Source organism: Compostimonas suwonensis, from assembly GCF_002797855.1.
In the GTDB taxonomy this organism is placed as follows: domain Bacteria; phylum Actinomycetota; class Actinomycetes; order Actinomycetales; family Microbacteriaceae; genus Compostimonas; species Compostimonas suwonensis.
In genome coordinates this window covers 1-14,256 of sequence record NZ_PGFB01000001.1, presented here as the reverse complement: position 1 = coordinate 14,256, position 14,256 = coordinate 1, and the positions used below count along the sequence as shown (strand labels likewise).

Here is a 14,256-nt window from a genome sequence, read left to right as displayed (position 1 = left end):
TTCGCCTTCATCATCCCGGGAGCCCCATGTCGACCACGCCGCACATCGAGCGGGCGCGCATCGCCGACAGCACGATCGAGGTGACCCGTGGCTGAGGAGACCGAGTTCCAGACGATCGAAGACGTGCTCGTCGCCAACGAGCGACTGCCCGAGCCGGAGGCGGAGAAGCCGCAGAAGCTCGCGCCTGAGCGTCGTTCGATCATCACCCGCTGGTCGGGCCCGGACGCCGCCTTCCGCGGTTTCGCGTACGCCGCGGGTGGCACGACCGTCGCCATCATGCTCGCGGTCGGCCTGTTCCTGTCGATCCGCGCCGGCGACGCGTTGAGCGTCGCGGGCTTCGGCTTCCTGACCGAGCAGGCCTGGTCGCCCGAGACGGACACCTTCGGCATCGCCGCCGTGCTCTTCGGCACCGTCACGATCGCCCTCGTCGCGATGGCGTTCTCGGTGCCGCTCGCGCTCGGCACCGCCCTGCTCATCTCCGAGATCGTGCCGCCGAAGATGCGGGCGTTCCTGACGAGCCTCGTCGACCTCATGGCCGCCGTGCCGAGTGTCGTCTTCGGCCTGTGGGGGCTGTTCTTCCTGCAGGAGGCGATCATCCCGGTCGCCCGCTGGATCTCGGAGCCCGCGCACTTCGGCTGGATCCCGATCTTCGCGGTCGACGGGGCCTCGCAGGCCGGAGTGACCGACGCGAGCGCGTTCACCTCCTCGGCGTTCATCGCCGGTATCGTCGTCGCGCTCATGGTCGTGCCGATCCAGACCTCGGTCATGCGGGAGTCGTTCTCGCAGGCCCCGCCCGGCGAGCGCGAGGGCGCCTACGCGCTGGGTTCGAGCCGCTGGGGCATGATCCGCGCCGTCGTCCTGCCGTTCGGCCGGGGTGGGATCATCGGCGGCACGATGCTGGGCCTGGGCCGTGCGCTCGGCGAGACGATCGCTGTCTACATGATCATCTCCCCGATCTTCACGATCAACTGGCACATCCTGCAGACCGGCACGAACTCGGTCTCGGCCCTCATCGCCCTGCGCTACGGCGAGGCGAGCGAGTTCGGCCTCTCGGCGCTCATGGCGGCTGGCCTCGTGCTCTTCGTGATGACCCTCATCGTGAACTTCACGGCCTCCTCGATCGTGGCGCGCTCGCGTTCCGGTGCGGAGAGCGACTGATGTCGACGACGGAGACGAGTGTGACCGAGACCGCCGTGCCGGAGAAGACCCTGCCCGAGACGACCGCGCCAGAGACGACCGTGCCCGGGGTGACACCCCCGACGCCCGCGGCCTCCGCAGCCGCGTCGACCGACATCACCGAGGTGCTCGAGCCCGTCGGCGAGGCCACCGCACCCCCCACAACGATGCCGAACGAGACGACGGCGCCCGACGACATCACCGTCACGGCCGACGTGCTCACCGACGAGGAGCTCTCGCTCCTCGCCGCCTCCCGCACTGCGAAGGCCGACGAGCCGTCGCGTCCGGCGCCGCGGGGGCCCGCGCGCACGCCCGGCGCGACCATGCGGCCGAACCCCGCCGGCGACATCGGCCCCCGGCGGATGCTGCGCACGGCGACGGGCGAAGACCGCTTCAACGTGCTCGGCTCCCTCATCGCGGCCGCGGCGATCGCCGGACTGCTCTTCGGCTGGTTCGCCCCGCTCAGCGGCGCGGTGGGCTGGTTCGTCGTGGCCTTCTTGGCCTTCATCGGCATCTACGCGCTTATGGTGTCGTTCCGCGGCGACGCGGAGACGGTCAAAGACCGCGTGATGACGGCGCTGCTCTACGGAGCCGGAGCCATCCTGCTGAGCGCGCTCATCTTCGTGCTCGTCTACACGCTCGTGCGCGGTGCGGCGGCGCTGTTCAATGTCAACTTCGTCACCCAGACGATGGAGCTCGCCGGCCCGCTCGACCCGCTCAGCATGGGCGGGATCCTGCACGCGATCGTCGGAACCCTCATCCAGATCGGCATCGCGCTGATCATCACGGTTCCGCTCGGCATCACGACCGCCGTGTTCCTCAACGAGTTCCCCGGCCGCTTCTCGCGCTTCGTGCGCACGATCTCGGACGCCATGACGGCGCTGCCCTCGATCGTCGCGGGCCTCTTCGTCTACGCCTGCGTCATCATGCTCTTCACCCACCAGCGCTCGGGCTTCGCCGCGGCCCTCGCCATCTCGGTCATGATGCTGCCCATCATCATCAGGGCCTCGGATGTCGTGCTCCGCCTGGTCTCCGGAAGCCTCCGTGAGGCGTCCTACGCGCTCGGCGCCCCCCGCTGGCGCACCGTGTGGCACGTGGTGCTGCCGACGGCCCGCTCGGGACTCGTCAACGCCGTCATCCTCGGCACCGCCCGCGGCGTCGGCGAGACCTCGCCCGTGCTGCTGACCTCGGGCGTGACCGCCGTCATGAACTTCAACCCGTTCTCGGGCCCGATGATCTCGCTGCCGCTGCAGGTCTTCGACTTCGTCAAGTCGCCCGAGCCCAACATGGTCGCGCGCGGTTTCGGCGCGGCGGCCGTGCTCATCATCCTCGTGCTCGTGCTCTTCGTGATCGCACGGGCGTTCGGCGGGCGTTCGCCCGGCCAGCTGAGCGACGGGCAACGTCGCCGGGCCGCGGAGGCGTCGCTCAACGATCTTCGACGCATGACCATGCGCACCGCACCGCCCGCCCCGGAGACCCAGACCGTCGTCACCGTGGTTCCCACCCGTAAGGAGCACCTGTGACCTCCCGCTTCCGCCTCGCCCGTCGCCTCGCCGGCATCCTCGGCGTCGTGTCGATCAGCGCCGCCCTCGTGGTGGCCGGCGCCACACCCGCGCAGGCAGAGACCTATGCCCCGATCACCGGCAGCGGCTCGACCTGGTCGCAGAACGCCCTCGACCAGTGGCGCAAGAACGTCACGGCCAACTACCAGATGACGGTCAACTACAACGGAACGGGCTCCTCGGCCGGCCGTCGTGACTTCATCCAGGGCACCGTCGACTTCGGCGTGAGCGAGATCCCGTTCCAGCTCCGCCCCGAGGACAACTCCGCCCCCGAGGCCCCGACGACCGGGTACGCCTACATGCCGATCGTCGCGGGTGGCACGGCGTTTATGTACCACCTGACGATCGGCGGCAAGAAGGTCACCAACCTCCGCCTCGGCGGTGAGACGGTCACGAAGATCTTCACGGGCGTCATCACGAACTGGAACGATCCCCAGATCCAGGCCGACAACCCCGGGCTCGCGATGCCCGACAAGGCGATCACCCCCGTGGTGCGCTCGGACGGCTCGGGATCGAGCGCCCAGTTCAGCCTGTGGATGTCGAAGCAGTACCCCGATCTGTGGAACAACTTCTGCGTCTCGGTCGGCCGCGCAGCCCCCTGCGGGCTCACCTCGCAGTACCCGGTCTTCGGAGCGGCGAAGGCGCAGAGCGGCTCGCTCGGCGTCGCCGGCTACGTGAGCCAGGGTTACGGCGAGGGCGCGATCACGTACGTCGAGTACTCCTACGCGATCAAGTCGGGCTTCCCGGTGGCCAAGGTGCTCAACAACAGCGGCTACTACATCGAGCCCACGGCGCCGTCGGTCGCCGTCGCCCTGCTCCAGGCCCGGATCAACACCGATCCGGCATCCCCCGACTACCTCACCCAGATCCTCGACGGCGTCTACAACAACCCCGACAGCCGCACCTATCCGCTCTCGAGCTACTCCTACATGATCGTGCCCACCGAGGTGGCCGGCATCTTCACGGCCGAGAAGGGCAAGACCCTCGGGGCCTTCGCGAAGTACTTCCTCTGCGAGGGCCAGCAGCAGGCCGACGCGCTCGGCTACTCGCCCCTGCCGATGAACCTCGTACTGGCGGGCTTCGAGCAGATCAAGAGGATCCCCGGATCGAACGTCGCCGACGTCGACATCAACACCTGCAACAACCCGACCTTCAAGCCGGGCGAGTCCCCGGAGAACAACCAGCTCGCCGTGACGGCGCCCATGCCGGCCGAGTGCGACAAGGTCGGCCCCAACCAGTGCACGACGGGAACCGCGGGCGCGCTCGAAGACACCGACGTGAGCGGCTCGGGCGGCGGTGGCGACTCGGCGAACGCTCCGGGCGGCGACAGCGGCGCGGGTGGCGGGGATGCCGCGGCGGATGGCGGTGGTGCTGCGGGCGACGCCCCGGTCTACGACGAGAACGGCGCCCTCGTCAGCGGCGGCGGCAGCGGTGTGCGCGGTGTCGCCGCTGCGACACCTCTTGCCCTCCCCGACACCGGATGGGGTCTGCAGCAGACGATCATGCTGCTCGCCGGCATCCTGCTCGTCGTGGCCGTCGCCGTACCGCCTCTCGTCTCGCGGCGCTTGAAGCGCGCGAGTCCTCCGAGCCAATAGTCGGCTAGGAAAGCTCCCGGCGAGGTCTCGTTCCCTCCGCGTTCATCACGATGACACGCGTGCTCAATAGCTTGACCACGGTCGTCCTCCGGTCGGCCACGTTCCTCTTGGAGAAACCCGTGCATTCCAGCTTGTCGACGCGCCGCCGCCGTGGAGTCCTGAACTCCCTCGTGGTCGGTCTGATCGTCGGTTCGACCACCGCAGGTCTCGTCGCCCTCGCGGGGCTGACGCCTGTCCAGGCGGAGGACGCGAGCTCGTCCGCGGTCAGGGTCACGGCCCAGGATCAGGATCCCGACTTCGTGAACGCGCCGTTCCCGCAGCTCGCCGTCACGGTCTCCCAGACCAAGGACCTCACCTCGCAGGGTGTGCTCGTGAGCTGGAAGGGCGGCAAGCAGTCCTCGGTTCCCGGATCGACGGGCGGAACCAACTTCCTGCAGATCATGCAGTGCTGGGGCGACGACCCCGATGACCCCACTCAGCCCGACCGCACGACGTGCCAGTACGGCGGCTTCCACACGCCCGGGGCGACGCGCGACAACACCGTCGAGACGGAGGACGTCGCCGAGGAGGACCTCGAGTACACGTCGATCGGCGGAAGCCTGGCCAATCCGACCTACACCTCGATCCCCTTCCGCTCGGCGACCGGCAAGACGATCGCTTCCGTCGTCAACGGCAAAAAAGACGAGACCGTCAACGTCAACACGAACGAGTTCTTCACCGACAGCACCACGAACGAGATCCCGTGGAGCGGCTCGGGCGCCGACGGCTCGGGCACCGCGAAGTTCGAGATCCAGACCGCGGTGCAGACACCGGGCCTCGGCTGCGGCGAGTCCATCACGCAGCCCGACGGCACGACCGCGCCGCGGTCGTGCTGGCTCGTCATCGTGCCGCGTGCCGAGAACGACCCCGGTGTCACGGGCATCACCAAGTCGGGGCTGTTCTGGGAGTCCTGGAAGCACCACCTCGCCGTCAAGCTCGACTTCAAGCCGCTCTCGATCGCGTGCAACATCGGCGCGGCCGAGCGCCAGGTGAGCGGAAGCGAACTCGCGGCGCTCGCCATCCGCTCGTGGCAGCCCCGCCTCTGCACCTCGCAGGGCGGCGCGGCCTACACGCTGAGCACGACCGCCGACTCCGACTCGCTCCGCACCGCGCTCACCTCGGACGAGGCACCGCTCGCCCTCGCCTCCCGGCCGTACTCCGAGGGGCTGGAGGACTCGCTCGTCTACGCCCCCGTGGCGCTCACCGGCGTGTCGATAGGCTTCTCGATCGACCGGCAGCCGGTCGCGAGCGGGGAGCTGCCGGAGGACATCGCGTCGAAGACGGGCACGGCGTTCACCTCGATCAACCTCACGCCCCGGCTGCTGGCGAAACTCCTGAGCTACTCGTATCTCGACTCGCTGCCGACTCTCGCCGACAAGACGCATCTCGGTCTGCGGGGGCAGCCGGCGAGCAATCCCCGCAACCTGACGATGGATCCCGACTTCCTCGCGATCAACGATCCGGAGTGGCAGTACGAGAGCCTCATCAGCCCGTCGCTCGCCGACCTCCTGATCCCGCAGGGGCGATCCGACACGGCGTGGCAGGTGTGGCGCTACATCATGTCCGACAAGGACGCCGTCGACTTCCTCGCCGGGCGCCCGGACCCCTGGGGCATGGTCGTCAACCCGTGGAACTCGACCAACGCAGAGGTCAACCCGGCCGAGGTCGGGTTCGAGGCGCCGCGCGAGGACTTCCCCAAGGCCGATCCGACCGAGCAGCCCGCGCAGGCCGACGGATCGCTGCCGCTGAACATCGTCGCCTGGCGGCCTTATACGAACGACCTCGACCAGAGCGCCTACCTCGCTCTGCGCGGCGACGGCCAGCTCCTCGGGCCGTGGGACATCCAGGCCTCTCCTCCCAAGTACCCGAAGGCGCCCCGAGCCGTCTCGGGCTACCAGCGCGTGCTCGCCCTGAGCGACACGGCATCGGCGGCGCGATATCAGGTCGTCTCCGCTTCGCTCCTCAACGGCGCCGGCCAGTTCGTCGCTCCCACTCCGGAGTCCTTCCTCGCCGCCGCTGCCGCGATGACCCCGGCCGCCGGGCAGGATCAGGTCTACGAGTTCGATTCGAGCAGTGCCAACGCGGATGCCGCGCCGACCGCTTACCCGTTGACGATGCCGGTCTACGCCGTCGCCAATCCGCGGTCGAAGGACAGCGAGGCGCGAGCCGACTACGCGGCGTTCATCCGGTATGCGGCGACGGCGGGGCAGCAGCCCGGCACGGACTTCGGCCAGCTTCCGATGGGATACGCCCCGATCCCGAAGGGCTGGGAGACGCAGGCCCTCGCGGCGGCGGATGCGATCCAGACGGGCCCGAAGGTTCCGGCTCCGCAGCCGTCGGGCGGCAGCGTCCCCCCGGCGAGCAGGCCTGCGGCGAACAATGCGTCGAGCGGCGGCGGCGCGGTGGTGCCGAACGCGCCCGCGTCGGGCTCGGGGCCGCAGAACCCGGCGGCGACGGGTGAGAGCGCGGGTCTCGTGCTCGGCGGCCCGACCCCGAAGGATCCCGACGTGGGTCCGATCGGCTCGGCGGTGCCCATCGGGGCGCTCGCCGGTCTCGGCGCGGCCCTCGCCGTGCCCTTTATGACCCGCACCAGAGGGAAGCGCCTCTGATGCCCATGTTCTTGGCGTGTTCGGGGGCTGTCGCAGACGCGGCGAGCACCAGGCCAAGTCGACGCGACCGCACCCGCGGTCGCGTAGTAATCCACATCCGAAAGGAAACGCAGTGAACCTCAAGAAGGCAGCCGCCGCTTGCGCGGCAGTCGGTCTGACCGTCGCTGGTCTCGCCATTGCAACCCCCGCCCACGCTGACCCGGTGTCCGACAGCTACGTGCTCGTCGGCTCGGACACCCTGCAGGACGCAGGAAACGCTCTCGCCAACGGCTCGAACATCTCCGGCTTCTCGGTCCGCACCCTCGCGGGCAACGGCTCGGCCATCGGCTCGTTCGACGCCTTCGGCTCCGCCGCCATCCAGACCAAGCCGGGTGGAGTCCACTTCGGTCGTCCGGCCGGCTCGGGTGAGGGCGTCGCCGCCCTCAGCCGCTCGATCGACGGCCAGCCGTTCACCGCCGCGAACAACACGACGCCGGCGGCTGTCATCACCGGTCAGATCGACATCGCCCGCTCGTCGAGCGGCCCCGGCGCGGCCCAGGACGCCGCCGGTCCTCTCGTCTACATCCCCTTCGGTCGCGACGCGGTCTCCTACGCCTACAACGGCACCGAGGCGACGCTCGGCCAGCTCACCGGTGCTCAGCTCCGCCAGGTCTACGAGTGCACGCTCACGACCATCAACGGCGTCGCCGTCACCCCGCTCCTCCCGCAGGTCGGCTCGGGAACCGCGAAGTTCTTCCTCGGCGCGATCGGCAACCCGACCCTCGGCTCCTGCGTCGTGCAGAACGTGCAGGAGAACGACGGAACCGTTCTGAACGCCGCCGGCAAGATCGCCCCGTTCTCGGTGGCGAGCTGGGTCGCGCAGAAGAACAACGCCGCTCAGAACCGCACCGGCACCGGAACGTTCCTCGGCAGCACCCAGGGCGCGACCGCTCCCTTCACGGGCACCGGCTCGGCTCTCGTCCCGAACTCGGCCTTCTACAACAACACCACCTGGGGCCGTGACACCTACGTCGTCGTCGAGAACGCTCGCATCGACAGCACGAGCCCGAAGTACGACGCGAACCTCGAGGCGCTCGTCAACCGCGCCAACGCCACGAGCCTCACGAACTTCGGTTCGTTCGGCACGACCGCCGGCGCAGTGAAGACCAAGTTCGGCTTCCTCGCCCCGTCCTCCACCACCCCGATCCGGGCGAAGCTCTCCTAGTCGGAGAGTCGATCCCACAGACGACAAAGGATCAGAACAATGCTCAAGAAAAATGTGGCGCGACTGGCTATCGTCGGTCTCGCGCTCGCGGGCCTCGCGACGGTCACGACCGCTCCGGCGTTCGCGGCCGAGGCCAACGGCTCCGACACGCCCGTGTTCCCGTACAACTCCGCCGACGGAACCCCGTTCGAAGCGGACCAGGCCTACACCTGGACCACCGAGGTCTTCGGCTCGTCGAGCCCGACCGACCCGATGGTTCCGTTCGTCTGCTCCGACGACGCTCAGACGGTTCAGTCCTTCATCGCGCCGCGTGGCCAGGAGCGCACCCGCGCCTCGTGGTCGGCCTGGGCTGACATCTTCTTCGCCCCCGGCACCAAGACCGTGCTCGGCTTCCCGATCTCGCTCTACAAGAACAACCTGGGCAACGCCGCGGCCGTCAAGGCCGCCGGTGGCGAGTACAGCGTCGGCTTCGCGTGCATGAAGGACAACAACGTGAACTTCGCCACGTCCGGCGTGTTCTTCGCGAACGTCACCATCGCGCCGGGTGGCGACTACACGGTCGTTCCGGCCGATGTCGTCGTCCCGCCGGTCGACCCGACCCTCACGGGCGACATCGACCTCGAGGCCACGACCGTCGCGGCTGAGAACGGTGTTCTGAGCCTCGAGGTCCCGGCGGACGCCAAGGCGACCATCGGCTCGCCGACGCTCATCGACAACCTGTCGACCTCGACGGGTGACCTCCCCGAGGTCACCGTCAACGATGGTCGTGTGCTGACCCGCGAGGGCTGGACCCTCACGAGCACGGTCGACGACTTCACGAACGCGACCGCCAACGCGACGATCGAGAAGAAGCAGCTCGGTGTCAAGCCGGTTCTCGGCGACGACTCGACCTCTGACGGCGTCGTTCTCGGCGCCGAGCAGATCGCGGGCAGCGCTGACGCCAGCATCCTCCTCGCGACCGCTCCGGCGACCACGGGTGTCGGTGTGACCCACATCGGTGCCGAGCTGACCTTCGTCGCTCCGGCGGACAAGCCGGCCGGTGTCTACACCTCGAAGATGACGCTCACGCTCGTCTCTGAGTAATACCGCTCGATGTAATACCGCATGACAGGAGAGGGGGAGGTCGCAGGTGCTCGCGGCCTCCCCCTCTTCGGCATGACACCGCCAAATCCATGCATCCCGTTCACGTCTCGTTCAGCCCCGAGCCCGACGTAGGACACCTTATTTTGGACGAATATACTGTGCCCAACTCCTTCAGCCTCAGATACCCCACGCGGCTCCTCTTCGCGGCCGCCGTCGGCGCTCTCGCTCTCAGCGGCCTGACGATCTCTCCGGCTTTCGCGGACAACGACGGTCTCTCCGGCGCACCCGCTCAGGAGTCCGGCGCAGCCGACGGCCGCACGCGGTTCAGCTACCAGGCGGCGCCCGGTCAGCACCTCGACGACTTCTACACCGTGCACAACACGGGAACCACCACCCAGACCTTCACGGTCTTCGCGACCGATGCCTTCAACACGGATGACGGCGGCTACGGCCTGCTCAACACCGATGTCCCTCCGACCCAGGCCGGCAGCTGGGTCACCTTCGCCGACGGCGCCAAGCAGGTGAGCGTGCCTCTCGAACCCGGGCAGTCCTCCCTCGTGCCGTTCAGCGTCGACGTGCCCGCGGATGCCGGGCCCGGCGACCACGGGGCCGGAATCGTCATCTCCCTGCTCACCCCGAACGGCGAGATCCTCGTCGACAAGCGGGTGGCGACCCGCCTCTACGTGCGAGTGCCCGGCGACCTGCAGCCCAACCTCACGATCAGCAACGTCTCGGCCGTCTACAACGGCGAGGTCAACCCCTTCACCGGTTCGACGGATGTCACGTTCACGGTCGTCAACAACGGCAACGTCGCCCTCGGCGCCACGACGCTCGTCGGCGCGAGCGCTCTCTTCGGCATCCCGGCGGGCGAGCCCCAGCGCGGCGAGCTGAGCGAGCTCCTCCCGGGTAACAGCCAGACCATGACGGTCAGGGTTCCCGGCGTTCCGCAGGTCGGGTACCTCAATCCCTACGTGAAGCTCGCCCCGACGGTCGACGAGGACGCGTTGAATCCCGGTCCGCTCCGCGAGGTCAGCCGCGACACGATCATCCTCGCCATGCCGTGGCTGCTGCTCGGACTGCTCGTGATCGCAGCGATCGTCTTCTTCGGCATCCGCATCCGCAACAAGCGCGATGAGAAGAACGCCCGGGCGTGGCTCGAGTACGCCGAGGCCGAGGCATTGCGCAAGGCGCAGGCCGAGGCCGCAGCCCAGGCCCCTCAGGGCGAGACCGTCGGACAGGGAGTGGGCGCACCATGAATCAGCGAACCAAGCGCGGCGCCGTCTGGGCGTCGGCCGTTCTCATCAGCAGCTTCCTCGCATTCGGCTCGGCGGCGTCCGCCTTCGCGGCCGACGACGACGGGCTCGGCCTCGAGGTGACGGTCACGACCCCCACCCCCGTGGCCTCGCCCGCACCGACTCCCACACCGACGTCCACGACGAAACCGCCCACGAACACGCCCAACCCGTCGGGGCCGCCCGCTCCGGGGGGCTCGAACAACGGCGGAGGCGGCAACGGCGGCGGCAATGGCGGGGGAAGCGGCTCCGGGGGTGCGGGCTCCGGCGGCTCCGGCTCGGGGGGCCCCGCAGCGACCGGTGACGAGGTCAGCATCGGCGGCGCTCTCTTCCTGAGCGGGCTGAAGAGCACGTATCACCCCTCGTTCAACCCCTTCGACGGCACCCTCACCCTCGAGTTCACGGTGCGCAACGTCACGAACGAGACGATCACCGGCTCCGCCCACTTCTGGGCCAACGGGGTCTTCGGCAACGAGCTGGCCGACCACGACGCGCTCGCGGTCGCCGACATCGCGCCCGGAGAGACCCGTACCGTGCAGACGGAGCTGCCGCACATCGGGCAGTGGATCTTCGTCAACGCGAACGCGACCTTCACCCCGCCAGGAAGCGTCGGCGGGGTGACCCTCGAGCCGGTCACCCGTAACGCCTTCGTGCCCATCTTCCCGTGGTTCCTGGTGATCATCGTGCTGATCGCGGCAGCGGCGGTCGTCATCGTGCGCATCCTCTCGCCGCAGGGCGCCCCTGTGCCGCAGGCCGCCGAGTGACCCTGATGGACGAGCGGCGCGAAAGCGTCACCGAACTGCCCCCGGCGAGCCCGCCGGGGCGGCCGCCGCGCACCCCGAAGCCGCCGCGGCCTCCGCGTCCGCCCAGGCGGCTGCCGAGCTCGATGCTGCCGCCGGCGCCGCTCAGCCCCACGATGATCCTCGTGCGCGGCTTCGTGGCGATGATCGCGATCCTGCTGCTCGGCTTCAGCGTCAACCTGCTCGTGCTCAGCCACCTGCAGCACGCCGTCGCCCAGCAGAACCTCTTCAACACCTTCCGCATCGAGCTCGCCGACGCCACGGCACCGGTCAGCGAGGGCACGGTGCACGACACCCTCGTCGCCGACGGTGCGCCGGTCGCGCTCATCGACATCCCCTCGATCGGACTGCGCGAGATCGTCGTCGAGGGGACCTCGTCGGGCACGCTCACCGCAGGCCCGGGTCACCGGCGCGACACGGTGCTGCCCGGTCAGGCCGGCATGAGCGTCATCATGGGGCGCGCGGCAGCCTACGGCGGACCCTTCTCGAGGCTCGCCGAACTCGCGCCCGGTGAGACCTTCCAGGTCACGACCGGCCAGGGCGAGCACGTCTACGAGGTCGTCGGCCTGCGATACGCGGGCGATCCCACCCTGCCGAGCCCCAAGGCGGGCGAGGGCAGGCTCATGCTGCAGACGGCGCGCGGCCCGGCTTACATCCCGACCGGCGTCGAGTACGTGGACGCCCGGCTCGTGACCCCGGCGGAGCCCGCCGGGCGCCGCCAGACGACCTTCGTGGCGCTGCCTCCGAGCAACCTGGCGATGGCGACCGACACGAGCACCGTGTGGGCGCTCGCCTTCGCGCTCCAGCTGCTCATCGCCGCCGAGGTCGCCGCCGTGTGGTCGTACCGGCGTTTCGGCGCTCGCAAGATCTGGATCGTCTTCGTGCCGGTCTTCGTGCTCAGCGGACTGTGGGTCGCCGACCAGGTCACGCGGCTGCTGCCCAACCTCCTCTGATCCGTTCAGGCTCCGACCCCTCTCCGACCCGTCACCCCCGATTCGTCTTAAGAAAGGAGCGCGTATGTCCGAGACACCGAGCGACGCCTCCCTCACCGAGGTCCTCCCGAAGGCGCCCCGTCCGCCGAAGCCGCCGAAGGCCCCCAAGCCTCCGAAGGGCGGCCCCCCTGCCCCCGGTGCTCAGGGGCCGGGCCACAGCTACCGTGAGAGCGAGCCCCAGCCCTACGCGCCTCCGGCGCCGCTCGCCGCGCTCGACGCCCGCAACGTCACGGCCTGGTTCGGCGACCACCAGGTGCTCGACCGGGTGTCGCTCACGATGCCCGCCGGCGTCATCACCTCGCTCATCGGGCCCTCGGGCTGCGGCAAGTCGACCTTCCTGCGCATCCTCAACCGGATGCACGAGCTCATCCCCTCGGCGAGCCTCGCCGGCGAGGTGCTGCTCGACGGCGACGACATCTACGACGCGAGCCGCAAGCTCACCGACGCACGCAAGAGCATCGGCATGGTCTTCCAGAAGCCGAACCCCTTCCCGGCGATGTCGATCTACGACAACGTCATCGCGGGGCTCAAGCTCACCGGCACCAAGGCCGACCGCGACCGCCGCGACTACCTCGTCGAGACGAGCCTCATCAAGGCCGGTCTCTGGAAAGAGGTCAAGGACCGCCTGCGCGCTCCCGGCGGCGGCCTCTCGGGCGGTCAGCAGCAGCGACTCTGCATCGCCCGATCCCTCGCCGTGCAGCCCCGTGTGCTGCTCATGGACGAGCCCTGCTCTGCCCTCGACCCGACCTCGACACGCGTCATCGAGGAGACGATGCTCGAGCTCGTTCACGAGGTCACGATCGTCATCGTCACGCACAACATGCAGCAGGCGCAGCGTGTCTCCACGCAGTGCGCGTTCTTCCTCGCCTCGCAGGGCACCCCGGGTGCGATCGTCGAGCACGGCGACACCGAGGCGATGTTCTCGAGCCCCATCGACTCGCGCACCTTCGACTACGTCAACGGCCGCTTCGGCTGATCCCTGCTTTCCCACCTTTTCGAAACGACCCAGACTCGGGGTGCGGACGACGCCGCACCCCGAGTCTGGGTCGTTTCGCGATGTAGACTGCCGGCAGGAAAGCGGGGAGGGTGCCATGAGACGGATGCTCGGGATCGGTGCGGCGGCGGTGGCCGGGTTCGCTCTCGTGGGCGCGGGGAGTGCGCCGGCGTTCGCAGGGTCGCTGACCCCCGGTTCGGCCGTCCAGTTGGCGCAGACGGGCGCTGACGCGACCCCCTGGCTCATCGCCGCCGGAGTGCTCGTCTTCCTCGGGATCATCGTCGTGATCGTGGGGCAGGTCATGCGGATGCGCCGCGCCTCGCGACCCCCGAAGAGCGGCGACGGAGGCGGAGAGGGCCCAATTTCACCAGACGGCCTCTGATGAGTATCCTTGTTGAGCGCCTCCGATCAGCTCACAGCAGGTGGTCGGAGCAGCATGGCGAGTTACCCAAGCGGCCAAAGGGATCTGACTGTAAATCAGACTGCATCGCATTCGGGGGTTCGAATCCCTCACTCGCCACGTTGTGATGAGTCGAGACACGTGTCTCGGGTGAGTAGCGAGACATAACACGAAGAGCCCGGCCATCGGCCGGGCTCTTGCTCGTCGTCCTGTTGCTCAGGTCGTCCTGTTGCTCAGGTCGTCCGGTTGTTCAGAGCGAGATGCGCGAGGGCGCAGATTCTGAGCGTGCGCGGCATGTCCCCACTGCCGCATCGGAGTGTCGCCTGAAGCTGCGCGATCGCGAACCGACGGGCCCGCGCCGCGCCGAGCCTAGATGTACTGACCTCGACCGTTGTTGATTCGGTCGATGGGGGTTTTGCCTCTGATGCCGAGGTGGTGTCTGTCTAGGTTGTAGTGATCGAGCCAGGCCGTCAACCCTGCTCTCCGGTCGTCGTTCGAGGTCCAGGGGCG

Annotated in this window: 11 protein-coding genes and 1 tRNA gene; all 12 read left to right on the top strand. The window is 68.9% G+C overall.

Annotated elements, in window-relative coordinates; all coding sequences use genetic code 11:
- Positions 1-87 precede the first annotated feature (87 nt).
- The 12 genes from pstC to CLV54_RS00010 all read left to right on the top strand — a co-directional run bounded on the left by pstC (position 88) and on the right by CLV54_RS00010 (position 13,866).
- The gene (gene pstC, locus CLV54_RS00070; RefSeq protein ID WP_245861176.1) at positions 88-1,158 is read left to right on the top strand and encodes a phosphate ABC transporter permease subunit PstC; all 1,071 of its coding nucleotides are present in this window, start codon (positions 88-90) and stop codon (positions 1,156-1,158) included.
- The gene (gene pstA, locus CLV54_RS00065; RefSeq protein WP_245861175.1) at positions 1,158-2,699 is read left to right on the top strand and encodes a phosphate ABC transporter permease PstA; all 1,542 of its coding nucleotides are present in this window, start codon (positions 1,158-1,160) and stop codon (positions 2,697-2,699) included. The genes pstC and pstA overlap by 1 nt, the downstream gene beginning before the upstream one ends.
- Positions 2,696-4,333 carry a phosphate ABC transporter substrate-binding protein PstS gene (pstS, locus tag CLV54_RS00060; protein WP_100342938.1) on the top strand — a complete coding sequence of 546 codons (1,638 nt, stop codon included), beginning with the start codon at positions 2,696-2,698 and terminating at the stop codon, positions 4,331-4,333. Before pstA ends, pstS begins: the two co-directional genes overlap by 4 nt.
- A 119-nt stretch (positions 4,334-4,452) precedes the next feature.
- On the top strand, positions 4,453-6,981 hold the full coding sequence (locus CLV54_RS00055; RefSeq protein WP_157802733.1) for a type 2 periplasmic-binding domain-containing protein: 2,529 nt from the start codon (positions 4,453-4,455) through the stop codon (positions 6,979-6,981).
- A gap of 112 nt (positions 6,982-7,093) precedes the next feature.
- A complete protein-coding gene (locus CLV54_RS00050) occupies positions 7,094-8,185 on the top strand; it encodes a hypothetical protein (protein ID WP_157802732.1) in 1,092 nt (363 codons plus the stop codon).
- Between the two features lie 39 nt (positions 8,186-8,224).
- Positions 8,225-9,268, top strand: coding sequence for a hypothetical protein (locus tag CLV54_RS00045; protein WP_100342935.1), 1,044 nt, complete (start codon positions 8,225-8,227; stop codon positions 9,266-9,268).
- Positions 9,269-9,411: 143 nt separating this feature from the next.
- Complete coding sequence (locus CLV54_RS00040) at positions 9,412-10,524, top strand: COG1361 family protein (RefSeq protein WP_157802731.1); 1,113 nt, start codon at positions 9,412-9,414, stop codon at positions 10,522-10,524.
- Complete coding sequence (locus CLV54_RS17305; protein WP_157802730.1) at positions 10,521-11,324, top strand: hypothetical protein; 804 nt, start codon at positions 10,521-10,523, stop codon at positions 11,322-11,324. Before CLV54_RS00040 ends, CLV54_RS17305 begins: the two co-directional genes overlap by 4 nt.
- Before the next feature lie 5 nt (positions 11,325-11,329).
- Positions 11,330-12,313, top strand: a complete 984-nt coding sequence (locus CLV54_RS00025) for a sortase (RefSeq protein ID WP_245861171.1) — start codon at positions 11,330-11,332, stop codon at positions 12,311-12,313.
- Positions 12,314-12,377: 64 nt separating this feature from the next.
- Positions 12,378-13,328 carry a phosphate ABC transporter ATP-binding protein gene (locus CLV54_RS00020; RefSeq protein WP_100342930.1) on the top strand — a complete coding sequence of 317 codons (951 nt, stop codon included), beginning with the start codon at positions 12,378-12,380 and terminating at the stop codon, positions 13,326-13,328.
- A gap of 115 nt (positions 13,329-13,443) precedes the next feature.
- Entirely contained in the window at positions 13,444-13,728 is a 285-nt protein-coding gene (locus CLV54_RS00015) for an LPXTG cell wall anchor domain-containing protein (RefSeq protein WP_157802729.1), read from the top strand.
- Between the two features lie 56 nt (positions 13,729-13,784).
- A tRNA-Tyr gene (locus CLV54_RS00010) sits at positions 13,785-13,866 on the top strand.
- The last annotated feature ends 390 nt before the right edge of the window (positions 13,867-14,256 follow it).

What these genes read in the sequence shown, in the direction of transcription:
- CLV54_RS00020 (WP_100342930.1), top strand. Translation starts at nt 12,378, where the DNA reads ATGTCCGAGACACCGAGCGACGCCTCCCTCACCGAGGTCCTCCCGAAG.
- CLV54_RS00025 (WP_245861171.1), top strand. Translation starts at nt 11,330, where the DNA reads ATGGACGAGCGGCGCGAAAGCGTCACCGAACTGCCCCCGGCGAGCCCG.
- CLV54_RS17305 (WP_157802730.1), top strand. Translation starts at nt 10,521, where the DNA reads ATGAATCAGCGAACCAAGCGCGGCGCCGTCTGGGCGTCGGCCGTTCTC.
- CLV54_RS00015 (WP_157802729.1), top strand. Translation starts at nt 13,444, where the DNA reads ATGAGACGGATGCTCGGGATCGGTGCGGCGGCGGTGGCCGGGTTCGCT.
- pstA (WP_245861175.1), top strand. Translation starts at nt 1,158, where the DNA reads ATGTCGACGACGGAGACGAGTGTGACCGAGACCGCCGTGCCGGAGAAG.
- CLV54_RS00045 (WP_100342935.1), top strand. Translation starts at nt 8,225, where the DNA reads ATGCTCAAGAAAAATGTGGCGCGACTGGCTATCGTCGGTCTCGCGCTC.